A 22,379-nucleotide genomic window follows, 5' to 3' on the forward strand; every position below is an offset into this window, starting at 1 on the left:
TGCCCGTCCGAACACTGAGAGGCCCGCGAATGTCCGATCCGACCAAAGCCGAGTCCACCGCCGCTCTCCACTACGCGGGCACGGAGCTGGAGTTGCCGGTGACCTCCGGCACCGAGGGCGCTCCGGGTGCCGATATCCGGCAGCTCCTCGGGACCACGGGGCTGGTCACCCTGGACCCCGGCTTCGGCAACACAGCGGCGTGTTCCTCGGCGATCACCTATATCGACGGGGATGCCGGAATCCTGCGTTATCGTGGCTACCCGATCGAGCAGCTGGCCGACAAGGCCAACTTTCTCGAGGTTTCCTACCTACTCATCTATGGCGAGCTGCCCACCGCCACCGAGTATGCCGACTTCGCCGAACGCGTCAGCCGGCACACGATGCTCGACGAGGACCTGCGCCAGTTCTTCAGCGGCTTCCCACGCAACGCCCACCCCATGCCCGTGCTCTCTTCAGCGGTCTCCGCGTTGTCCACCTTCTACCAGGACACACTCAACCCGCGGGACGACGAGGCCCAGGAACTCGCCACAGTACGGCTCATGGCAAAGCTGCCCACCCTGGCGGCCTACACCTACAAGAAGTCCATCGGGCAGCCGTTCCTCTACCCCGACAATTCCCTCGGGCTCGTGGAGAACTTCCTGCGGCTGACCTTCGGTGTTCCGGCCGAGGAGTACGGGCTGGACCCCGAGATCGTGCGGGCGTTGGACCTGCTGTTCATTCTGCATGCCGACCACGAGCAGAACTGCTCCACGTCCACGGTTCGCCTCGTCGGCTCCTCTGAAGCCAATCTGTTCTCCAGCATCTCCTCGGCGATCAACGCACTGTCCGGACCGCTGCACGGCGGCGCGAACGCCGCGGTGATGGACATGCTGGAGGAGATCAAGGCATCCGGCGGCGACGTCGACTCCTTCGTTCGCCGGGTGAAGAATAAGGAGGCCGGGGTCAAGCTCATGGGCTTCGGTCACCGGGTCTACAAGAACTACGATCCACGCGCCCGGCTCGTCAAGAACGTGGCCGACACCATCATCGGAAAGCTCGCCGGAGGCGACGAACTTCTCGACATCGCCACCGCGCTGGAGGAGCGGGCGCTGAGTGACGACTACTTCGTGGAGCGTAAGCTCTACCCGAACGTTGATTTCTACACCGGCCTGATCTATCGGGCCATGGGATTCCCGACCCACTTCTTCACGGTGCTGTTCGCGCTCGGTCGTCTTCCCGGGTGGATTGCCCACTACCGGGAGATGGTGCACGACCCCGCGACCAAGATCGGTCGGCCGCGCCAGATCTACACCGGCGCCGCCGAGCGTTCCTTCGTCCCCATGGAGCAGCGCTAGATGTCCGGCTAGATGTCCGGGTGGCGGGGCGCGGTCCACCCCGCCACCCGGATTGGACACAATCCTCCATCGGCGCGGCGGTCCGTGCGGAATTGCCCCACAACGATAGGATGAACCCTGTTCCAGGGTGAGCCGCCCCTGCCGGATCGCGTCTGCCCCCCGACTGCCGTAGGAAGCGCTGATGGTCGATTCTGGCGACCCCGTTCCCGACATTCTCAAGATCGTTATCGCCGGTGGTTTCGGCGCCGGAAAAACCACGTTCGTCGCCGCCCTGAGCGAGATCGAGTCTCTGCACACCGAGGAGCTGATCACCACCCACAGCGCGGGAACGGACGACCTTCGGGGCCTGGACCAGAAGACGACCACCACCGTGGCACTCGACTTCGGCCGGGTCACCCTGGACCAGTCCACGGTGATCTACATGTTCGGTATGCCCGGCCAGGACCGGTTCTCGTTCATGTGGGACGAGCTGGCCCAGGGTGCTCTGGGAGCCGTGGTCCTGGCGGACACCCGCCGCCTCGAAGACTGCTTCCCCTCCATCGACTACTTCGAGAACCGCGGGCTGCCGTTCGTGGTCGCGATCAACTGCTTCGACGGCTACCGCTCGCACCTTCCCGAGGACGTGCGCACCGCCCTGTCCCTGAACACCGATGTTCCCCTCATGCTGTGCGATGCACGGCGACGCTCCTCAGTGAAAACCGTCCTGGTCGAGCTGGTCGGGCATGTGCTGGAACAGGAACTCATGCGCGCCTAGAAGGCTGCTGAAGATCTTGGAGACAGGGCGTGGAGGCCCCCCGTGAGGCCGCCGGCGGCGTCGCGCCCCCCGCACGAGGGCCAACGGGAAAGGGCGGGGGGAGGAATTTCGGCCGCGCCCAGGGAATCCCCCATATGCCGGGCCGACGGGGCGTGGTTCGGGTGCTGCGGCCCCGGGGAGACACCCCCGGACCGGGCCACACACGCCCCCGCACCACCGAGGCGACCCGGGAGGGGGGCTACTCCAGCCGTCCCCACCCAACCTCCCGGCCACCACACCGGCCTAGTTCAGCCCACAGCCTCCTGCACAGCCGCACGCAGACGCCTTCGCACCTCAGCCGATGCGGCACGCCGAGTCCGGAACTCCAGCAGACGTACCCCCGAGCCCACCACGTGTTTGGGGAGGTCCTCGGGCTCCTCCAACAGCGTGTACTCGATTCCCGCCATCTGGGCCACCCGTTCGGGGCTCACCCCGTGCGGCGTACCGAACAGTCGTTCGAAATCCGGGTGACTGGCCTGCTCCAGCTCCGAGAAGATACCGCCCCCGTCGTTGTTGACCACGACCAGACACAGGTCCACATCCGGTTCCTCGGGCCCCCGGATCAAACCGTTCTGGTCGTGCAGCAGAGCCAGGTCACCCACCAGCGCGGCCGCCGGCCCACCGCCGGCTGCCTGATGGGCCAGCGCCGCTCCCAGGGCCGTGGACACGGTTCCGTCGATCCCACTGACTCCCCGGTTACCCAGCAGCCGCAGACCCGTCCGGGGATACATGGCCGCGTCCAGATCCCGGATCGGCATGCTCGCACCCACGGTGAGTAGGGAGCCGGCCGGGAGTGCCGCCGCCAGGTCCCGCGCCAGCCGCGGCTCGCTGGGCTCTGCCGTGTCCAGAACCTCATCGAGGGCCTGACGGGCATGAGCGTCGGCTCGGCGCCAGGAGCGGGACCAGGCACTGTCCGGGTCGCATCCGCCGGGAGCCACTACCGCGGACACGACGTCCGTGGCGGTACGCACCGGGTCAGCGAGACGCCGCACGTCCTCCGGGTTTCCCACCGCGACGTGCCGCCGGGCGGTACGAAGAAAAGCGAGCAGCTCTCGGGACAGCCCACAGCGCCCCACCGTGACCACCACATCGGGCCGGTTCTGTCGGATGAACCCCGGGTGACCGAGCAGATAGCGGTAGGCGGATAGCGCCAGCCGGGGATCCCGGCGCGCGTTGGACGTGGGCTCGGCGAGCAGGGGCCAGCCCGTGGCCGCCGACAACTCGAGATAGGGCTCGGGATCGTAGTCGCCGTCACCACACACGATCACCCCACGCTCCACCTCGGGCAGTGTCAGGGCACCGGCCTGGTTAGGCTCCTCGTGCACCAGCAGCCAGGGCTTCCCGTCCTCGCGCCCCGCCAGCGGCTCCGGCCAGGAGTCGGGTTGGGGGCCGTGTGTCCCCGGAAGAAGTGGCTCCCGGAAGGCCACGTTGAGATGGACCGGTCCGGCCACCCGCCCGCGCGCCTGGGCCCAGGCGCGCGCCGCCAGTGACCGCCAGTAGGCAACCATCCCCGGCACCGCCTCGGGCACTCCCACCTCACTGAACCACCGCACCGCACCGCCGTACAAGCCGAGCTGGTCCACGGTCTGGTTGGCGCCGGTGTCCCGGAGTTCGGGGGGACGGTCGGCCGTGAGCACCAGCAGCGGCACCCCACTGCGATCCGACTCCAATACCGCCGGATGGAAATTGGCTGCGGCCGTACCGGAGGTACACACGACGGCGACCGGGTGTCCCTGCCGCCGGGCCAGCCCGAGCGCCAGGAAGGACGCGGAACGCTCGTCAATGCGGACGTGCAGCCGAATCCGCCCGTCCGCGGCCAGCGCCAGCGCCAGCGGGGTGGACCGCGATCCCGGAGCAATCACCGCCTCACGCAGGCCGCAGCGAGCCAACTCGTCCACCAGCACCCAGGCCAGGGCCGTGGCTGGGTTGGTCTCGGGGCTCGGGGAACCCTCGGACCTCTCGGAACTCACCGACCGTCCTCCACCGCGTCGCCTCCCCCCGCCACCGCGGCCTGCCGTGCCCGCAGCAGCCATTCCTGCGGATCAACCTCCACCCCCGCGAGTAGCTGCCGATCCACCTCGGGGCGGCGGACCTCCACATGCCCCGCAACAACCCGCAGTGGCTGTGCGCACACGTCGGTCTCCAACAAGTCCAGGGTGCCCAGGCCGCAGGCGTATGGCAGCTTCGGTAGCGCCGCGGCAAGAGCCACACCGGCCGCCAGCCCCACAGAGGTTTCCACCGCACTGGACACCACCACGGGCAGGTCACACCGCTCGGCGACCCGCAGGGCCGCACGCACTCCCCCCAGGGGTTGGGCCTTGAGCACGACGATGTCGGCCGCGCCTGCCGCGCGAACCCGCAGAGGGTCCTCGGCCCGCCGGATCGACTCGTCGGCCGCCACCGGAACACGCACCCGCCGCCGCACCTGCGCGAGCTCCTCCAGGGTGGCACAGGGCTGCTCCACATACTCCAGGCGGTAGCGGTCCAACACACCCAGCATCCGCACCGCAGTGTCCACATCCCAGGCGCCGTTGGCGTCCACCCGAATGTTCCCGTCAGCTCCCAGCGCCTCGCGCACCGCCGCAATACGCTCCCGGTCCGCCTGCTCGGGCTGGCCCGGCTCGGCGACCTTGACTTTGGCGGTCGCACAGCCCGACTGCGCCACAATCCGGGCTGCCTGCTCGGGTGGCACCGCCGGAACGGTGACGTTCACCGGAACGCGGCTGCGCAGCGGTTCCGGCCAGCCCACCTCGGCAGCTTCCCAGCAGGCAGCCCACCAGCGGGAACACTCCCGCGGGGGATACTCCGGGAACGGCGAGAACTCGCCCCACCCGGCCGCCCCACGCACGAGCAGACCGTGACGGGTGGTGGTGCCGCGAAACCGGGTCCGCATCGGAATCGCGAAGGCGTGCCCGGAGGTTGGACCCTCGACATCGCCGGAATGGTGTAAAGCCTCAGTCATACGCCTGGTGCAGGGTCCCGGTCAGGGCCGACGCGGAAACTTGTCGAACTCCGGGGCGCGCTTCTGTTTGAAGGCCTCCCGCCCCTCCTGGGCCTCCTCGCTCATGTAGTAGAGCATCGTGGCGTCGCCGGCGAACTGCTGCATGCCCGCGGCCCCATCCGTGACCGTGTTCATGGCCCCCTTGACCATCCGCAGGGCCAACGGGGACTTCTCCAGCATCTCCTGGGCCCAGGCCACGGTCGTGGACTCCAGTTCGGCCAGCGGAACCACGGCGTTGACCATGCCCATCCGCTCGGCCTCCTCGGCGGTGTACTGCCGGCACAGATACCAGATTTCCCGCGCCTTCTTCAGCCCCACGGTCTGGGCGAGCAGCCAGGAGCCGTACCCGGCGTCGAAGGAGCCCACCTTGGGCCCGGTCTGGCCGAACCGGGCGTTGTCGGCGGCGATGGTCAGATCACAGCACACCTGGAGGACATTGCCACCGCCGATGGAGTACCCGGCCACCATGGCGATGACGGGTTTCGGTATCCGTCGGATCTGCACCTGGAGGTCCAGTACGTTCAGGCGGCCGATGCCCTGGTCGGCGACCGGGTCGGCACCCGTCTCATCGACATACCCGTCGTCGCCTCGGATCTTCTGGTCCCCTCCGGAACAGAAGGCGGCCTCACCGGCACCAGTGAGAATGATCACGCCCACCGCGGAGTCGTCCCGCGCCACATGGAAGGCCTGTTCCAGCTCGAACAGGGTACGCGGCCGGAACGCGTTGTGCCGCTCGGGACGGTTGATCGTGATCTTGGCAATGCCCTGCGCGGTCTCGTAGATGATGTCGGTGTACTCGCCTGACCGCTGCCAGTCGATCACGGTGCCTCCCCAATTGCTGCTCGCCGGACGTCCCCGCCGTGGCGTACGACGGCGTACTTACCCAGCACTGCCCCAGTACTGCCCTAACCTTAACCGGCATGGGTAGTCGACCGTTGCAGGCGGTCCAGGGCCTGGACGCCGCACGCCTGCGAGATGCTCTCGCTTCGGCACTGGACGGCCACGGGCCGGCACTGCTGCCTCTGCCCGAGGACGCGCCGGAGACCGTCATCCGGGAGCTGGTGCAGGCGATGCGTCCCCAGAGCCTGCGGACCCCCCAGGGGGTACACTCCTTGCCGCAGATCACCCCACAGCCGGTGCGAGACGACACCGCCCTCGTGGTGGCTACGTCCGGCAGCACGGGCAGCCCCAAGGGTGTCGAGCTGTCGCCACGGTCTCTCCTGGGATCCACACATGCCTCCCTGCGCAGAATCGGGATCGACCCCACGGCAGAGCCTGCTGCGGGCCAGGCCCGCCCCTGGCTGTGTGTCCTTCCGACCAATCACATCGCCGGAATCCAGGTGCTGCTGCGTTCCCTGGTCAGTGGCACGGAGGTGTTCCAGGTCCCGTTCGCTGCGGCGCAGGTGAGCGCCTGGGCCGAGGCCCACCGTCCGCACGTCTCCCTCGTGCCCACCCAACTGCGCCGGCTGATGGCCGCGGGGGTCGACCTCGGTTGGTTCGACAGCATCCTGCTGGGCGGGGCGGCGGCCGAGCAGGAGCTGGTTTCGACGGCGCGGGCCGCCGGGGCACAGCTGCACACCACCTACGGAATGAGTGAGACCTGTGGCGGGTGTGTCTATTCGGGTGTGCCCCTGGCCGGTGTCGAGGTGGAGCTGGACACCGACGGGGTGATCCACCTGGGTGGTCCCGTGGTCTGCAACCGGTACCGACGTGACCCCGAACTCAGTGCGCAGCGGCTCAGCACCCACCACGGGCAACGCTGGCTGGCCACGAGTGACGTGGGGCGCTGGGACGATCAGGGGCGCCTCCACGTGGAGGGGCGAATCGACGACGTCATCAACAGCGGCGGCCACAAAATCCTGCCGGAGCGGGTGGCCCAGCCGCTGCGCAGCCATCCTGCGGTGGCCGACGCCGTCGTGGTGGGCGTACCGGATCCGGAGTGGGGGCAACGGGTGGTGGCCGTCGTGGTTCCGACCGATACCGAACGTCCGCCCCACCTCGCGGAACTGAGAGACTGGGTCCGGGACCGCCTACCAGGATACGCGGCTCCCCGGGAACTGCGGGTACGCGCACGCCTTCCCCTGTTACCCTCCGGGAAGCCCGACCTGGCCACACTACGGCAAGGATAGGAACCCGACCCCGAATGGGTACGTCCAACAGTGAGGAGCACACTGCCGACCAGACGGAGGCCAGAGCGGAGTGAGGTACGTCACGACCACCGAGACCCAATCGCAACCGGGAACATTTGACTCTCTCACACGTTGGACATAGTGGCGCGCCCAGACGGCGGATACCGTCCCGCCGCGTGCCTGACGTCTTGGAAGGGAGGGAGGTGCCCTCATGTCGCGCACTGCCCTAGCCACTTCTCCCTCGGCCGACGATTCCGCGACCGCGACACTCGACGAGCTGCTCACGCGGGGGCGCTCCCAGGGGCACCTGTCCCTCGCGGAGCTGCGCGCCGCGTTCGGCGCGGCCGGAGTCAGCCCAGCCGACGCCCGGTCCATCCTGCGCGAGCTCTCCGAGGCCGGCGTCCAACTCGCGAACGGTGGTGACACCCAGAGTGTGGACGAGGACACCGCCGAGGAGAGCCTGGAGGAGGCGCTGGCCGGAAACTCCTCCAGCCAGGAACTCGAACGGGTAGACACGGAGATCGACGGCGGGGCAGCGACTGTCGAGAGCACCGACACCGCCGCCCCGGAGCCGACCGAGCCCGAGACTGCTGAGGCGGATCTGGACGACCAGTCCCCGGCCATGGGGGACTCGGTACACACCTATCTCAAGGCAATCGGGCGCCGCCAGCTCCTGACCGCAGCGGAGGAGGTGGAACTCGCCAAGCGGGTCGAGGCCGGCCTGTACGCCGAGTACAAGCTCGGCTGGATCCACAGCTCCGAGGAGACCACCACCGACGCACCGACCGAGCAGCTCTCCGAGGAACAGCGTTCCGAACTCGAGTGGATCGCCGAGGACGGCCACCGGGCCAAAGCCCACATGCTGGAGGCCAACCTACGCTTGGTGGTGTCGGTCGCCAAGAAGTACAGCGACCGGGGCATGTCCCTGCTGGACGTGGTCCAGGAGGGCAACCTGGGCCTCATTCGTGCGGTGGAGAAGTTCGACTACACCAAGGGCTTTAAGTTCTCCACCTACGCCATGTGGTGGATCCGACAGGCCATCCAGCGGGGCTTCGCCGACTCCGCGCGCACGATTCGCCTTCCGGTGCACGTGCTGGAACTGCTGAGCAAGGTCAGCCGGCTGGAACGGGACATGCACCAGCAGTTGGGGCGCGAGCCCACGCCGGAGGAGCTGGCACACGAGCTGGACAAGACGCCGAGCCAAATCGAGGAGCTGCTGCGCATCACCCGGCAGCCGATCAGTCTCGACTCGACGATCGGGGAGGACGGCGAGACCAGGATCGGCGATCTCATCGAGGACATCGACGCCTCCGAGGCCTCGGAGGTGGTCGACCGCCAGTTGATGGCCGACCAGCTGCGACGTGCCCTGGATGACCTGGAGCCCCGCGAGGCGACCATCATGTCGCTGCGCTTCGGCCTGATGGACGGGCGCCCCCGCACCTTGGACGAGATCGGGAAGCACCTCGGCCTGACCCGAGAGCGGATCCGCCAGTTGGAAAAGCAGTCGCTGTCCAAGCTGCGGCATCCCAGCCGCGCCCAGCAGCTGCTGGACTTCGCCAGCTGACATCGGCAACGGCGCGGCCGGGGCGCCACCCCACGTGACGCACCCGGCCGCTTCGGGCATGCCTGGCTCTGCCCGGACATTCCCGGGCGGAGAGCCCCTCCCGCACCGGCCCAGCGCGCGTCGGGGCCGCCGGGGCCACCCAGGGGCACGCACCGTGCCGTACTGTCGTACTGGATAAGAACCTAGACGAGGGTCTCCAGCACGAGAATGGTCAGCCCGATGAGGACACCCGCCGCCGCCAGCACGTAGCATCCGATGTTTCCGGTTGGCCCCGGGTCACGGGTCACCGGCCCCTCGCTGTGGGCGTCCACGTTCTTGGTCTTGGGCCGCCGAGAGCCACCAGATCCCTTCCGGGCAGCCATACCACACTCCTCGCTCTCGTCGATCACTGCTGACCTGTCGGCACGAGCCTACGTCGCCTCCCGGCATGGTCGGTCGTCGCATCCCGCCCCACCGCGGGTCACAGATGGGGCTCGCAGGCATCCAGGAGGGGGTGATAGGTCTCCTCCATCCAGTCGAGGCTCTCGCTGGCCCAGACCAGATCGTTGTCCTCCACCGCCGTCAGGAACTCGTTGGTGGCGTCGGCGCGCTCGTCGGCGACCCGTGCGGCGTCGCCCCTGCCGTCCATGGCCAGCTCGTCCAGGTCGAAGTAGTGCTCCTCAACCTCGATGAAGTCGTCCTCGCGGTAGGTGCCGTCCAGCTCCAGATCCCGCTCGATCTCGATGGCGGCGTCCTGCGCGGCGTCAACGTAGTCCACAGCGAGCGCACAGCCGTCGCGGGTGGCGCGATCGCTGCCGAGCCCGAAACCGTCGAACAGAGTGGAACAGCCGACCACGATAAGCACGACTACCACCACGAGACAGCCACCCACGCCACATCCGGCCTGACGTCGGCTGGGGCGACGGTACCCACCCCAGTAGCCTCCACCTCGGTAACCGCCGCCAGCCGAGCGGCTGCTACGTCCACGGATGCGACGCCGGACCGAGGGCCGGTCGGATCGCGATCGGCGGGAGCGTCCACGAGAGGAACGGCGTGCGGAACTGGACCGGCCACGGGAACCACCGGAACGGCGCTTACGGGCTTCGGTAAGCGTCATCGGACCACTCCTAGCTGTCGAACACGACACGGGGGATGCTGGACCACAATGTCCGAATGTGCCGCATTGACGCTACCGCAGCTCCCTGCCCACCGCATCTACACAGACCCGCCACAGCGGGGACTCGCCCGGCCGATCCCGGCCACCGGTGCACGGCGCTCGGCGACCCCTCAGCCGGTCATGCGGCCAGGTCCCGGGGGACGCGGGTGATGCCGTGCAGGCGGTGCTCTTCGCGCAGAGTCAGGAGTCGTTCCGCCAGACGTGTCGCCCACCGCACTCGGGGCTTGGCCAGCTGGCGGCGTCGGTAGATGCGATCGGTGTAGCCGCGGACACCCACCGCGACCCGTTCGGCCGCATAGGCCGCCCGCATGGCATCCGTCAGTGCGGCATCGAGTTCGAACGCCAGTTCGCGATCCCGCTGTGGATCGCTGCGACCGGGGTGTCCCTCGCGTTCCCGATGGGCACGCAGTTCCTGCTCCGCGGCACGGGCCCGGTCCAACAGATCTGGTAGCTGCTCGGCCAACTGGCGATCCTGCGCATGCTGTTCCTGGGCCGACCCGGCCCGATCCCACCCCAACATCACCGTCGTCTCCTCCCATAGCTGGAGCCCAGCCCCGACATGCCGGCACTCACCGGGCACGGCTCTCCCGGCGTCACGTGCGGACCAAGTCTAGGATGGCGGGCGTGAGTAGGAACAACGCGGGCCTGAGCACCGAGGCCATCGTCACTGAGGCCCTCCGGATCATCGACGGCCAGGGGCTGCGTCGCCTCACGATGCGGCGACTCGGCGACGCGCTGAATGTCGAGGCCATGGCCATCTACCACCACTTCCCCCTCGGTAAAGAACAATTGTTCGACGCGATCGTCGCCCACATCACGGACGTGGACGACACCCCCCGCAGCGCGTCCGAGCCGGCCTCGCATGACGCTCCCGCCGAACCTGACCCCCGTTCCTGGCGGGAGCGACTCCACGACTGGGCGGAGGCCTACCGTGCGGCCCTTCTGGACCATTCCGGCGCCCTGGCACTGCTCATCAACCGGCGCGCCGACACGCCTGCGGCCCTACGGTCCCTGGAGACGCACTACGCAGCCTTCGCCGAGGCCGGGTTGGCGCCCGACACGATCCCGCGGGCAGCTGCTGCCCTGAACGCCTACGTCACCGGGGCGGTGATCCGGGAGGTGCGCACCCAGTCACCCGCCAGTCCCGATCGAGTTGCCCCCGAGACCGTGGACGGGCGTTATCCCCACGTCGCCAGACTGGCACCCACCGAGGGCGAAGACCACGACCAGAGTTTCCGGTGGGGGCTGGAGGCCCTCCTGAGGGGGCTGGTCGGCTCCACGCACCCCACGGACCGGGCGTGAGCGTCTCCCTGGGCGTATTGCTGGCGCGTGGTGTCTGATGTCCTGGAGTCATGCCTGATCCGACCCCGGCCGAGATCCTCGCCGACCCCCAACTCTGGCCCGCGGAACCACCCCAAGCAATGGAACTGCAACGTCGTCTGGCACCACAGGTGCGGTGTGAACCGCTACCGGCCCGCAGTGTGCGGCTCGTGGCCGGACTGGATGTCAGCTACGACAACACCCGGCTCGCGGCCGCTGCCGTGGTTATGGACCTCACCACGATGCGGGTTGTGGAGACTGCCACCGGCGCCGGGACACCACGGTTCCCCTACGTGTCCGGTCTGTTCGCGTTCCGGGAGCTTCCCCCACTCCTGCATGCCCTGGACGGCCTGCGGTGTCGACCCGACGTGCTGCTCTGCGATGGCGCGGGACAGGCCCACCCGCGCCGGTGCGGCCTCGCCTGTCACGTCGGGGTGCTGTTGAACCGGCCCACGGTCGGCGTCGCCAAGTCCCCGTTGGGCACGCCCGGCGGAGTCCCAGAACGGGGGCGGGGCGCGTGGGCCTCCCAGCGCCACGGTGACACGGAGGTGGGACGGGTATTGCGTACCCGCAGCGGCGTACGCCCGGTGTACGTTTCCGTGGGCCACCGCGTCACACTGGAGGACGCCTGCGCACTGACACTGCGAGCCACCCCGAGCTACCGTCTGCCCGAACCGATCCGGGCGGCCGATCAGCTGTCCCGCCGACGCCTGGCCGAGCAGCACTAGGATTCGACGTGCGCGACCAGACCCCGCTCTGCGAGCCAGTCCACGACCCCGGTCGCCACCTCGCGGGGAGCGCGCGCGAGATCGTGGCGCTCTCCGCGGCGCACTATCACGGTGGTCTCCTCATCCGGTTCGGGGATCCCGAACGGGTCCGATGCCCCGTTGACCACCAGTCTGGGCACTCCGGCAGCGCGCAGTTCCGCGTCCCGAGAGCGGTGGGGTTTCCCTGGTGGGTGCAGCGGAAAAGCAAGCGCCACCACGGCGTGCGCCCCGAGCTCGACAGCGCTCCGGCAGGCCACACGGGCCCCGTTGCTGCGCCCGGCGAGCACCAGGGGAGACTCCCCCAGTCCCGGCCAGGCACGGATCTGGCGCACCACGGTGGTCCAACTCTCGTCCTGCGGCCCGGTGTTCCCCCCGGGTGACCTACGGCCGGCTACCCGGTAGGCCTGGGTGACCATGGCGACCGTCGCTCCCCGTTCCCGGGCCATATCCCGAGTGGCCACCAGGTCCGGGGCGTCGACACCCCCCGCGGACCCGTGGGTGAGAACCAGCAGACAGTTCCGGGCGCCGGGCGCTGTCGTCTCCGGACGGTACAACGTTACTGCCGCGGGGCCACGAGCAGTCTCAATCCGAGCTTCCAGGGGTGGGTCCACGGTGTCGATCCTCGTTCTGCGTGCGTTCAGAGCGTGCCGTCCGGCCAGCCTTCGGGAAGGACGTGGGTGGTGCTGCTGGCGGCACGCCGCATACGTTCACGAAAGTCGTCGTGCAGGGCGCGCCCCCACAGGTAGTCGCCGGGTATTCGCAATACTTCGGCGAGCGCTGCCCGCAATGCGTCGGGACTGGTCTCCTGTGCCGCATGGGCCGTAGCCACCGGGGCATACATTCGTGTCAGCGCGACGAAGAGCTCTCCGAGCAGCATGGGGGTGGATTCGGAGGCCACCGCCGCCGCGATGTAGTCATCCCACCACGGTGCTGGCCTCTCCGGGTCGCCTCGTCCCGGCGGTGGTTCCTGCGGACTCGTCTGCGTAGGGTCCTGGCTGTCCGGGTCGGTGTCCGGTTCCAGGAAGCCGCGGCGCAGCCGCTGCCGCACGGCCTGCGCCACGGCGGAGTCCGCGTGGTCCAGCCCGTGCTGCCACACTTCGACAGCAGCGTCGGTGTCACCGCGGAGAGCCAGGAGACGGGCGAGCAGTTCCACCGCGGCGGCCGCCGTGTCGGGATGTGGGCTGCGCCCGGACTCAGGGTCGGGTTCGCACTCCGTCAGGGCGGCCTCTGCCTCCGCGATCGCCCGTTCCACATGGGTGGCCGCCGAGAGCAGTCGCAACGGCGGGTCGGGGCTTCCCGTGCGCGCTTCCCGCAGGACCTGCTCCGCAGCCTCCAGTTCCCCGCGGGCCAGCCGCCGTTGCGCGCACTCCCGTGCCGCCTGCGCGGCAAGTTCGGGGTCATCGGCCGTCAGTGCCTGATGCCAGTGCGCCTCGGCCTGGTCCGGCTGCCCCGCGTCCTCGGCGATACGGGCCAGGCCATAGTGAGCGGTGGGGCTGTAGCGGCCCCCCGTGTCGAGGCTCAGGACCTGCTGCCAGACGTCACGTGCGGCGGCGTCCTGCCCACGCTGCTCGTAGGACATGGCGAGATGGGCCGCCGCCCGGGGGGCGAATTCCGGGTGCCCCGTGTCGATGGCGATACGCGCCGCCTCCCGCGCATCCTCGAACTGCCCGAGATCGTGGCGTACCACGGCCAGCCCGAGGGCGGCACGCGCCCGGTCGGCGCCTTGGGCGCACTCCAACGCCCGGCTGTACACCTGGGCGGAGCGTTTGAGGTAGCCATGCTCAGCCAGGTCGCGAGCCTGGGCACACAGCTCGACGGGCGGTGTGTCCTCCCCAGCCGTGGCGTCCACATCCGCACTGCTGGAGTGGACCGGCCCGGTATGCGAGTTCGAGGTCAACAAGGCTCCACTCTGCGTGTGCGCGCCCGGTGCGACCGGACGGCAACCGGTTCTCCTGGGAGAGTAGCGGTTCGTGATTGTGGGGTGTGCACCCTAGATTCACCTTTACATTGTAGATTAATAAGAATGCGGCGTCGCCGCCAGCGATAGTGCACGCCACGCCAATCCGAAACGAACACGGAACATAACGCTACGCCCCGGTCCTTGCTAGGCTGCCGGGCGTGGAGTGGATGGCACTCGCGAAGGTTGCCGCCGCTGTGCTGCTCGGCGGCATCATCGGTTTCGAGCGCGAGGTTGAGGCGCAACGTGCGGGACTGCGCACCCATATCCTGGTGGCGCTCGGAGCCGTCCTGTTTACCCTCGCCGGACTCACCATCGACGACATCTCCCCCAGCCGCCTCGCAGCCCAGGTGGCCTCCGGAATCGGCTTCCTGGGAGCAGGCGCGATTCTGCGCGAAGGCCTCACCGTGCACGGCCTGACCACGGCCGCCTCGCTGTGGGTAACCGCGGCCATGGGGGTGGCCGTGGGGCTGGGCTCGTGGACGGCAGCGCTGGCCGCTGCCGTGATCGCCCCCCTGGTCCTGCGGGTGTTGAAGCGGGCATCGGCAGAGCTCACCGTGAACCGCCCGAACCAGCTCGTCACCCTGGAACTCAGTCCGGACCAGGATCCGGTGGACCTAGCCGCCGAGGTGAACTCCCGACTCCCCGGATCCACCGCAACCCGGCTCATGACCACGACCGAAGGCTCAACGCTTCAGCTGATGGTCCGAGCGCCCCGCACCCAGCCCGTGACCACTCTGAATTCCCAGCTACGGGACCTACCCGGCGTGCACAGTGTCACTATCGGCAACCCGCCGACCTGACCCCCGCCCGGGATCGAGCCACCGCACCGTTCATCCAACGGACACTGTCGCGCCCCGTACCGCTGCACGGCTGTTCTCCCCCGACTGAGTCCATGGTCTCCCACCGGGCCCGTGGCTGGCCGCCACCCACGGCCGGCCCGACGCCGAGAGGAGTTACACGTGAACCAGCCTCCCCGTACCCCCCATCGCCGATCGTTTCTTCGCAGCGGACTGGTCGTCGGCGGGGGCGCGTTCGCACTCGCGGCCATGGACGGCCTGGCGGCACGAGCCGCCCTCGCCGAACTCGACACCACAACCAGTACCACTCCCGAAACCGGCGGCTACGGTCCCCTCCGCGACGTCACCCGCACCGACCCGCAGACGGGGTTTCAGCAGACCCTCGCCCTGCCCGACGGATTCGACTTCTCCCTGTTCGGGCTGGCCGGAACCACGATGGACGACGGTCACCGCACTCCCCTGGGCCACGACGGAATGGCCGCGTTCCCCGGCCCGGAGGGCACTGTCCGGCTGGTGCGTAACCACGAAGAACGCAGCGCGCCCACAACCGCACTCCCGGCCGGAAGCCCCGCCCAGCGCTACGACTCCAGGGGCGGCGGCGGGACCTCGACCATCCAACTCCGACTGCAAGCGGACGGGACACCGCGACTGGAACGGATCTGGCAGTCGCTGAGTGGCACCATCGTCAACTGCGCCGGAGGCCCGACCCCGTGGGGATCCTGGCTCAGCTGCGAAGAAACCACGGCAGGGGTGGAGTCCGGCTGGCAGCGCCCGCACGGTTACGTGTTCGAGGTCCCCGCCGGCGCCGGCAGCGAGGTCACCCCCGAACCGATCACCGCAATGGGCCGGTTCGTGCACGAGGCGGTGGCCCTCGACCCCCGCAGCGGGATCGTCTACCAGACCGAAGACCGCGACACCGCCGGGTTCTACCGCTACATCCCCCAGGTGCCGGGAAACCTCGCCGCCGGCGGACGGGTCCAGATGCTGAAGGTCCGCGACGCATGGGCCTACGACACCCGCTCCGGGCAGCGCCGCAACCGACCCATGCGGGTGGAGTGGGTCGACATCGACGACCCGGATCCAGCGGAGGCCGAAAACAATCCCCAGGCCGTCTACGACCAGGGAATCGCCAAGGGAGCGGCCACCTTCGGTCGGCTGGAGGGCTGCACGTGGGGACACGGTGCGGTGTATCTCGTGTCCACCGATGGCGGCGACGCCAACGAGGGCCAGGTCTGGGAATTCCGCCCCGCCGGGGACGCGGGCGGCCTGCTCAGCCTGGTGTACGAGTCACCGGACCGGGACGTGCTGTCCTTTCCCGACAACATCACGGTGTCGCCTCGGCGAAGCCTGCTGCTGTGTGAGGACACCAGCCGCAGCGGCCCTGCCCTCCAGGGTCTGACCCGCAACGGCCAGGTTTTCCCCTTCTGCATCGACGGGGACACCGAAGACGAGTGGGCCGGAGCTACGTTCAGCCCAGACGGTTCGGTTCTGTTCGTCAACCTCCAGGGCAGCACGAGCGGCGACCCCCGCGACTCGGACAGCTACGCACGTCCTGGGCGGACCCTGGCCATCTGGGGCCCCTGGCAGGACGGCATCCTCTGAGGGGAAGGTGCGTGTGGGTGTCGCTGGTGGGCGATCGGTGCGCAGCCCCGCCCACCGGCGCCGGGAGATGGCCTCGCGGTGGCGTTGCGCTGCCGACGGCGCCTCGGAGTGGCCCCGCCACCTGAAGCCGGGGTGTCCACGCAGTGTGGCCGTTGCTGCTGCACGGCCACACCGCGTGGGTCCCCTGGGTCCCGTGGGTGCCTACTCCTGGAACGCCTCCGGGGGCGGGCAGGAGCACACGAGATTCCGGTCACCGTAGGCCTGGTCAATACGGGAAACCGGGGACCAGTACTTTCCGTGGCGCAGGCTGGAGAGCGGGTAGGCCGCCTCCACGCGCGTGTAGGGATGCTTCCAGTCCTCGGTGATGAGGGTTTCGGCGGTGTGCGGAGCGTTCTTCAGCGGATTGTCCTCGGGGTCGAAACTCCCCTCCGCCACACGGTCGATCTCGTGGCGGATGGCGATCATCGCCTGACAGAACCGCTCGAGTTCGGTGAGATCCTCGCTCTCTGTCGGCTCCACCATCAGCGTCCCCGCGACCGGGAACGACATGGTCGGCGCGTGGAACCCATAGTCGATCAACCGCTTGGCCACGTCCTCGTTCGTAATGCCGGTCTGCTTGGCCAGTCCCCGCACGTCCAGGATGCACTCGTGCGCCACCAGACCGTTCGCTCCGGTGTAGAGCACCGGAAAGTAGGGGGCCAGGCGTGCGGCCACATAGTTCGCACTCAACACGGCGGTCTCGGTGGCACGACGCAAACCGCCACCCCCCATCATGCGCATGTACGCCCACGAGATGGGAAGAATCCCGGCGGAACCGAAGGGGGCCGCCGAGACCGGACCAACTCCGGTACGCGGCCCGGCATCCGGCTGGCTCGGATGGTTGGGGAGGAACCCGGCCAGGTGGGACCGCACCGCCACGGGGCCGACCCCGGGGCCGCCACCCCCGTGCGGGATGCAGAAGGTCTTGTGCAGGTTCAGGTGACTGACATCGGCCCCGAACTCCCCCGGCTTGGCGTACCCGAGCAGAGCATTGAGATTGGCGCCGTCCACGTACACCTGCCCCCCGGCCTCGTGGACGAGGGCACAGACCTCGGTGATGGTCTCCTCGTACACGCCGTGCGTCGAGGGGTAGGTCACCATGATCGCGGCGAGCCGCTTCCCGTGTTCGGTGATTTTGGCCCGCAGGTCGTCCAGGTCCACGTTGCCGTTGTCATCACAGGCCACAACCCGCACCCGCATCCCGGCCATGACGGCACTGGCGGCGTTCGTTCCGTGCGCCGACGAGGGAATCAGGCACACGTCCCGGTCCGTCTCCCCACGGGAACGGTGATAGCCACGGATCGCCATCAGCCCGGCCAGCTCCCCCTGCGAGCCCGCATTGGGTTGTAGCGACACCGAGTCATAGCCGGTGACGTCGGCCAGCCACCGCTCCAGGTCCCGCACCAGGGTGACCATACCCTCGGCCTGCTCGAGCGGCGCCAACGGATGCAGCCGTGCGAACTCCGGCCAGGTGATCGCCTCCATCTCCGCGGTCGCGTTGAGCTTCATGGTGCACGACCCCAGCGGAATCATGGTGCGATCCAGAGCCAGGTCCTTGTCCGCCAGGCCCCGCAGATACCGCAACAACGACGTCTCGTTGCGGTGACTGTGAAAGACGGGATGGCGGAGGTAGTCCACCTCCCGGGAGAGCGCGACCGGTAGCTGCCCCGAGGTCGCCGCCGGATCCACGGACTCGGCTCGGGCCGCCGTCTCCGCCGTACCGCTGGGCACGCCGAAAGCCCGCAGAACGTCGCGGACGTGCTCGCTGGTGGTGGCCTCATCACAGCTGATCCCCACCGTGTCGGCGTCCACCCGCAGCAGGTTGATCCCCAACCGGGCAGCCTCGTCCACAACCGACTGTGCCCGCCCGGGAACCCGGGCCCGAACTGTGTCGAAGAAGGAGTCGTGTTGCACGTCGACCCCGGACGCACGCAGCCCAGCAGCAAGCCGCGCGGCGTGGCCGTGCACCCGCTCGGCGATGGCGCGTAGCCCCTCGGGACCGTGGTAGACCGCATAGGTCCCGGCGATCACGGCAAGCAGCACCTGGGCGGTGCAGATGTTACTTGTGGCCTTCTCCCGGCGAATGTGCTGTTCGCGGGTCTGGAGGGCCAGCCGGTAGGCCGGGGTCCCGTTGACGTCGACCGACACGCCCACGAGGCGTCCCGGAAGGTGCCGCTGCAACCCGGACCGCACCGCCATGTATCCGGCATGCGGGCCACCGAACCCCATGGGAACCCCGAACCGCTGGGTGGTCCCCACCGCGATGTCGGCCCCCAGTTCCCCCGGCGAACGCACCATCGTCAACGCCAACGGATCGGCCGCAACCACGGCCTGGGCCCCCCGTTCGTGGGCGGCGGCGATGATCGGCTGTGGGTCCCGGAGCTCACCGCTGGCCCCGGGGTACTGCACCAGTACCCCGAACAGGTCCACATCGGGCAGCCCGTCAGACAGGTCGACGGCCTGGATATCGATCCCCAGCGGCTCGGCCCGGGTCCGCAGCACCGCCAGAGTCTGCGGCAGGATATCGGCGTCCACCACGAAGGTGTCCCCCGCCTTCTTCGTGACCCGCCGCGCCAGTGTCATCGCCTCCGCGGCGGCCGTCGCCTCGTCCAGCAAGGACGCCCCGGCGACGTCCAGCCCCGTCAGATCCGTGACCATGGTCTGGAAGTTGAGCAGCGCCTCCAACCGCCCCTGCGAAATCTCCGGCTGGTACGGGGTGTAGGCGGTGTACCAGGCGGGATTCTCCAGAATGTTGCGGCGAATCACCGGTGGCGTCAGGGTGTCGTGATAGCCGAGACCAATCATCGAGGTCCGGACTTCGTTACGCTGCGCCAACGTGCGCAGCTCCGCCAGGGCCTCGTCCTCACCGGCTGCCTGGGGCAGGGTACCGTCCACTGAGCTGGTGCGGATTCCTTCGGGCACGGCCGCGGCCATGAGCTCCGCCGTGCTCGCATAGCCCACGGTTTCCAGCATCGTGGCACGCTCGTCGGCAGTGGGTCCGATGTGTCGGTCTACGAAACCGACCTGCCGGTTCGCGTACTGCTGGTTCACTGGGTCCGCCATGGAGACCTCCCGGTCGCTGGCCCACTCGGGCCGGTTACACGGTCTCCCCCTCTGTCGCCTCCTGCTCCAGAGTGGCCTCCGCCGCGCGGTCCTGTGGGCCTGAGAGGTTCCGGGGAGGTTGCACCTTCGGCGCCCCTACGGGTGGGGACTCTCCCGCGCGGTATCAGCGGCTCGCACTATTTCGTTGTGGGTGTCCCACTGTAGCTGAGGTGGATCGATCACCAAGAGTCCCCTCCCCCGGGGGGCAGTGAGAACATTGGCACCCTGCCGCGTCCTGCCTCCGGAGCATCGACCGGGAGGGTGCCAACCAGGGTGTCTATCCCCGGCCACGTGGATCGACTGCGGGACGTCGCCATCGGGGGAGTCCGGAGGGCGTCTATCCCGTTTTGCGCTGTCGCCGCCGCCGGGCCAGTTCATCCGCGGGATACTCCGCGCCGGCCTCCTCTGGAGTGGTGGGTACGCGCGACACCGGCTCGCCGGGCAGTTCCCCAAGGGCGTGTTCGAGTTCGTGCCGGACCTGTCCCAGGGCAATACCGAACACCGCGTGCCCGCCCTGGAGCAGGTCCACCACCTCCTCGGTCGAGGTGCACTCGTGCACGGTGACCCCGTCACTCACGAGGGTGATCTGGGCCAGATCGGCGGCGGAACGCTCCCGAAGCTGGGTCACCGCCATCCGGATCTGCTGAAGCGAGATACCGACGTCCAAGAGCCGTTTCACGACAGCAAGGAGCAGAATGTCGGCGAACGTGTAGTAGCCACGCTCGCCGGAACCGTGCCCAGGCCTACTCGGCTCGACGAGCTGGGTTCGTGCCCAGTAGTCGAGCTGTCGATAGGTGATGCCCGCGGCCGTGCACGCTGCGGGAGCGCGATAACCGATATCCATAGGCAGCGCCTCTACGCTCTCGTCACACAGTAGGCCCTGCTCTCCGGCGCGCAACAGCGCTGCCTGTCTGTGGTCGGAGGCTTTGCTTCCGCTGGTGACCGCCACGCCGAACCTCCGGCTTCTCGACCTGCGACGATTCGACACGGGGAGATTTGGGTTACGCCGCAGGTTGCATTCGGTAGCACGTTAGGCGGGGGCTGCGGACACCGTCAACGACATGCCCCGGCGCGTCGCGGAACCATCCACAGGGATCGACGGACGCTGTGCCCGGGACCATCCTCGGTTCATCCCGCCGGCGAGCCCGGAGCACGCCCCAGCTGGCGGCGGGAGCACCACAGGACCTACGGCCACGCACAGTTACCGCACGCCGTGCCACCGTGCCCAGCTCGGGGCGCGCCCGGCCGGCCCCGCTCAGGTGGTGCGGCCGAAGTCCTCGGGGCTGATCTGGTCCAGGAACTCCCGGAACCGCTCGACCTCGTTCTCCTGCTCGTCCGGGATCGGCACTCCCGCCTCATCAATGACGTCCTCGTGAGCGTAGATCGCCGCGCCCATTCGCAACGCCAGGGCGATCGAGTCGGACGGGCGTGCGCTGACCTCGGTCCCGTCTGCGAACACCAACTCGGCGTAGAAGATCCCGTCCTGGAGCCCGGTGATATTGACCGTCTCCAGACTGGCGTCCAGCGCTTGGAGAACGTCGCGGAACAGGTCATGCGTCAGCGGACGCGCCGGGGTTGCTCCCTGCTGTGCGAGGGCGATGGCCGTGGCCTCCACAGCACCTATCCAGATGGGTAGATAGCGCTCCCCATCCGTCTCCTTGAGTAGGACGATCGGTTGATTCGAGGGCATCTCGACTCGGACGCCGACAACCTCCATGTGCTTCACTGCGGCTCCGTCCCACGACTCGGCGCGTTGGACAACGGCACTTGCCACCCGGGGCTGCGCCTCGATTCTCACAGTACCCCGCGCGCCCGCGGCCACACGGAGGCAGTTTTCTCACCGCTACCCGCCGCGCGCCGCACCGCCACCGGATCGACGCATCCACCGTGCGGCGGCACGGTGGATGCGCGTGGTCGTCCGAGCTGTCCAGGTCCGTTCAGATCTGTCCGGAAGATTGTCCGACCGGAAGCAGCCGTAAACGTCGAGAACTCAGGTGCGCTGGGAACTGGTCACCAGGACCAGACGGAACTTACCGATCTGTACCTCGTCGCCGCCCCCGAGTTCGGCCTCGTCAATCCGTTCCCGATTGACATAGGTCCCGTTCAGGCTGCCCACATCGCGCACGGCGAACGAGGTACCGCGCCGGTAGAACTCCACGTGTCGACGGGACACCGTGACATCGTCCAGGAAAATGTCGGCGTTGGGGTGGCGCCCCACAGTGGTGACATCCGAGTCCAGCAGGAAACGGCTGCCGGCGTTGGGGCCACGTTTGACCACCAACAGGGCGGTACCTGGCGGCAGCGCCTCCACGGACGGAGACTCGGCAGGTTCCTCGGCGTCGGTCTCGGTGTCCAGAGCCTGGATCCCGGAGATGGATATGGTCGATGTGGTCTCGCCGGCGGAGTCCCGGGAACGCTGGCCGGTAGATCCGCGGGTGCTACCCGCCTGGAGCGGGGTTCCACAGTTGGAGCAGAAGCGGGCATCATCCGCAACGGCGTGACCGCACTGCGTGCAGTGAACGCTCGGCATCGTCTCGGCTCGGCCTCCTACCCCGCGTACGGCGGTACGTGTTGTATATGTGCGTGCTCCGGGGCGATCGCTGCCGAAGTGCCCGACACTCCGTGGCGAACTCGCTGGTCAGGGCTCACCTCTACGCTACCGCGCCTTCCACGCAGCGTGTGGACCCCGTGGCGGTCGCAAGGCCGGCTCTGTACGCAACTGGCGCTGCACAGCGTCCCTACACCGACCACCACCGTCCATCCCGCCCTGGAGCACTCGACTCTAAACCATATCCGGGCCCGACGGCCCCGTGTG

20 protein-coding genes and 1 riboswitch are annotated in these 22,379 nt (G+C 68.6%); of the genes, 8 read left to right on the plus strand and 12 right to left on the minus strand.

Annotated features, from left to right (window positions below):
* Window positions 1–29: 29 nt before the first annotated feature.
* Window positions 30–1,334 carry a citrate synthase gene (locus RIF23_RS02685; RefSeq protein WP_310910707.1) on the plus strand — a complete coding sequence of 435 codons (1,305 nt, stop codon included), beginning with the start codon at window positions 30–32 and terminating at the stop codon, window positions 1,332–1,334.
* Window positions 1,335–1,515: 181 nt separating this feature from the next.
* Window positions 1,516–2,088 (plus strand): GTP-binding protein, encoded by a 573-nt coding sequence (locus RIF23_RS02690; protein ID WP_310910708.1) that lies wholly within the window; start codon window positions 1,516–1,518, stop codon window positions 2,086–2,088.
* A gap of 287 nt (window positions 2,089–2,375) precedes the next feature.
* Here the strand turns inward: RIF23_RS02690 and menD are convergent, their stop codons facing one another.
* The 3 genes from menD to menB are packed head-to-tail and all read right to left on the minus strand — an operon-like array spanning window position 2,376 to window position 5,947.
* A complete protein-coding gene (gene menD, locus RIF23_RS02695) occupies window positions 2,376–4,097 on the minus strand; it encodes a 2-succinyl-5-enolpyruvyl-6-hydroxy-3-cyclohexene-1-carboxylic-acid synthase (protein ID WP_310910709.1) in 1,722 nt (573 codons plus the stop codon).
* Complete coding sequence (locus RIF23_RS02700) at window positions 4,094–5,089, minus strand: o-succinylbenzoate synthase (RefSeq protein WP_310910710.1); 996 nt, start codon at window positions 5,087–5,089, stop codon at window positions 4,094–4,096. Before RIF23_RS02700 ends, menD begins: the two co-directional genes overlap by 4 nt.
* 21 nt (window positions 5,090–5,110) lie before the next feature.
* The gene (gene menB, locus RIF23_RS02705; RefSeq protein WP_310911220.1) at window positions 5,111–5,947 is read right to left on the minus strand and encodes a 1,4-dihydroxy-2-naphthoyl-CoA synthase; all 837 of its coding nucleotides are present in this window, start codon (window positions 5,945–5,947) and stop codon (window positions 5,111–5,113) included.
* A 101-nt stretch (window positions 5,948–6,048) separates the two neighbouring features.
* Here menB and RIF23_RS02710 point away from each other — a divergent pair, with 101 nt between their 5' ends.
* Together RIF23_RS02710 and RIF23_RS02715 are read left to right on the plus strand one after the other, a co-directional pair.
* Window positions 6,049–7,257, plus strand: coding sequence for an AMP-binding protein (locus tag RIF23_RS02710; RefSeq protein WP_310911221.1), 1,209 nt, complete (start codon window positions 6,049–6,051; stop codon window positions 7,255–7,257).
* Between the two features lie 211 nt (window positions 7,258–7,468).
* Window positions 7,469–8,821 carry an RNA polymerase sigma factor gene (locus RIF23_RS02715; RefSeq protein WP_310910711.1) on the plus strand — a complete coding sequence of 451 codons (1,353 nt, stop codon included), beginning with the start codon at window positions 7,469–7,471 and terminating at the stop codon, window positions 8,819–8,821.
* Window positions 8,822–9,003: 182 nt separating this feature from the next.
* On the opposite strand, the gene RIF23_RS02720 is transcribed toward RIF23_RS02715, so the two are convergent.
* From RIF23_RS02720 to RIF23_RS02730, 3 genes are all read right to left on the minus strand, one after another.
* On the minus strand, window positions 9,004–9,183 hold the full coding sequence (locus RIF23_RS02720) for a hypothetical protein (RefSeq protein WP_310910712.1): 180 nt from the start codon (window positions 9,181–9,183) through the stop codon (window positions 9,004–9,006).
* Window positions 9,184–9,281: 98 nt separating this feature from the next.
* Complete coding sequence (locus tag RIF23_RS02725) at window positions 9,282–9,674, minus strand: hypothetical protein (RefSeq protein WP_310910713.1); 393 nt, start codon at window positions 9,672–9,674, stop codon at window positions 9,282–9,284.
* A 421-nt stretch (window positions 9,675–10,095) separates the two neighbouring features.
* On the minus strand, window positions 10,096–10,500 hold the full coding sequence (locus RIF23_RS02730) for a hypothetical protein (protein WP_407659361.1): 405 nt from the start codon (window positions 10,498–10,500) through the stop codon (window positions 10,096–10,098).
* 101 nt (window positions 10,501–10,601) lie between these two features.
* On the opposite strand from RIF23_RS02730, the gene RIF23_RS02735 reads away from it, so the two are divergent.
* Complete coding sequence (locus tag RIF23_RS02735) at window positions 10,602–11,279, plus strand: TetR/AcrR family transcriptional regulator (RefSeq protein ID WP_407659362.1); 678 nt, start codon at window positions 10,602–10,604, stop codon at window positions 11,277–11,279.
* Between the two features lie 50 nt (window positions 11,280–11,329).
* Window positions 11,330–12,025 carry an endonuclease V gene (locus RIF23_RS02740; protein WP_310910714.1) on the plus strand — a complete coding sequence of 232 codons (696 nt, stop codon included), beginning with the start codon at window positions 11,330–11,332 and terminating at the stop codon, window positions 12,023–12,025.
* Here the strand turns inward: RIF23_RS02740 and RIF23_RS02745 are convergent.
* Both RIF23_RS02745 and RIF23_RS02750 read right to left on the minus strand, forming a co-directional pair.
* Window positions 12,022–12,675, minus strand: coding sequence for an alpha/beta hydrolase family protein (locus RIF23_RS02745; protein WP_310910715.1), 654 nt, complete (start codon window positions 12,673–12,675; stop codon window positions 12,022–12,024). The two genes, RIF23_RS02740 and RIF23_RS02745, sit on opposite strands and share 4 nt — an antisense overlap.
* Before the next feature lie 26 nt (window positions 12,676–12,701).
* A complete protein-coding gene (locus RIF23_RS02750) occupies window positions 12,702–13,961 on the minus strand; it encodes a tetratricopeptide repeat protein (protein WP_310910716.1) in 1,260 nt (419 codons plus the stop codon).
* A 230-nt stretch (window positions 13,962–14,191) separates the two neighbouring features.
* Here RIF23_RS02750 and RIF23_RS02755 point away from each other — a divergent pair, with 230 nt between their 5' ends.
* Window positions 14,192–14,824 (plus strand): MgtC/SapB family protein, encoded by a 633-nt coding sequence (locus RIF23_RS02755; RefSeq protein ID WP_310910717.1) that lies wholly within the window; start codon window positions 14,192–14,194, stop codon window positions 14,822–14,824.
* Between the two features lie 159 nt (window positions 14,825–14,983).
* Window positions 14,984–16,423, plus strand: a complete 1,440-nt coding sequence (locus RIF23_RS02760; protein ID WP_310910718.1) for a PhoX family protein — start codon at window positions 14,984–14,986, stop codon at window positions 16,421–16,423.
* 201 nt (window positions 16,424–16,624) lie between these two features.
* On the opposite strand, the gene gcvP is transcribed toward RIF23_RS02760, so the two are convergent.
* From gcvP to RIF23_RS02780, 4 genes are all read right to left on the minus strand, one after another.
* The gene (gcvP, locus tag RIF23_RS02765) at window positions 16,625–19,525 is read right to left on the minus strand and encodes an aminomethyl-transferring glycine dehydrogenase (RefSeq protein WP_310910719.1); all 2,901 of its coding nucleotides are present in this window, start codon (window positions 19,523–19,525) and stop codon (window positions 16,625–16,627) included.
* A gap of 76 nt (window positions 19,526–19,601) precedes the next feature.
* A riboswitch (glycine riboswitch) is annotated at window positions 19,602–19,691 on the minus strand.
* Between the two features lie 210 nt (window positions 19,692–19,901).
* Window positions 19,902–20,513 (minus strand): MerR family transcriptional regulator, encoded by a 612-nt coding sequence (locus RIF23_RS02770; protein ID WP_310910720.1) that lies wholly within the window; start codon window positions 20,511–20,513, stop codon window positions 19,902–19,904.
* A gap of 306 nt (window positions 20,514–20,819) precedes the next feature.
* Window positions 20,820–21,290 (minus strand): bifunctional nuclease family protein, encoded by a 471-nt coding sequence (locus RIF23_RS02775; protein WP_310911224.1) that lies wholly within the window; start codon window positions 21,288–21,290, stop codon window positions 20,820–20,822.
* Between the two features lie 264 nt (window positions 21,291–21,554).
* Complete coding sequence (locus RIF23_RS02780; RefSeq protein ID WP_310910721.1) at window positions 21,555–22,094, minus strand: FHA domain-containing protein; 540 nt, start codon at window positions 22,092–22,094, stop codon at window positions 21,555–21,557.
* Between the last annotated feature and the right edge of the window lie 285 nt (window positions 22,095–22,379).

It is taken from the genome of Lipingzhangella rawalii, assembly GCF_031628175.1.
Classification (GTDB): Bacteria; Actinomycetota; Actinomycetes; order Streptosporangiales; family Streptosporangiaceae; genus Lipingzhangella_A; species Lipingzhangella_A rawalii.

Excerpts from the sequence above, each read along its gene's own strand:
- RIF23_RS02685 (WP_310910707.1), top strand. The coding sequence starts at position 30 with ATGTCCGATCCGACCAAAGCCGAGTCCACCGCCGCTCTCCACTACGCG.
- RIF23_RS02690 (WP_310910708.1), top strand. The coding sequence starts at position 1,516 with ATGGTCGATTCTGGCGACCCCGTTCCCGACATTCTCAAGATCGTTATC.
- RIF23_RS02700 (WP_310910710.1), bottom strand. The coding sequence starts at position 5,089 with ATGACTGAGGCTTTACACCATTCCGGCGATGTCGAGGGTCCAACCTCC.
- RIF23_RS02710 (WP_310911221.1), top strand. The coding sequence starts at position 6,049 with ATGGGTAGTCGACCGTTGCAGGCGGTCCAGGGCCTGGACGCCGCACGC.
- RIF23_RS02715 (WP_310910711.1), top strand. The coding sequence starts at position 7,469 with ATGTCGCGCACTGCCCTAGCCACTTCTCCCTCGGCCGACGATTCCGCG.
- RIF23_RS02720 (WP_310910712.1), bottom strand. The coding sequence starts at position 9,183 with ATGGCTGCCCGGAAGGGATCTGGTGGCTCTCGGCGGCCCAAGACCAAG.
- RIF23_RS02740 (WP_310910714.1), top strand. The coding sequence starts at position 11,330 with ATGCCTGATCCGACCCCGGCCGAGATCCTCGCCGACCCCCAACTCTGG.
- RIF23_RS02755 (WP_310910717.1), top strand. The coding sequence starts at position 14,192 with ATGGCACTCGCGAAGGTTGCCGCCGCTGTGCTGCTCGGCGGCATCATC.
- gcvP (WP_310910719.1), bottom strand. The coding sequence starts at position 19,525 with ATGGCGGACCCAGTGAACCAGCAGTACGCGAACCGGCAGGTCGGTTTC.
- RIF23_RS02780 (WP_310910721.1), bottom strand. The coding sequence starts at position 22,094 with ATGCCGAGCGTTCACTGCACGCAGTGCGGTCACGCCGTTGCGGATGAT.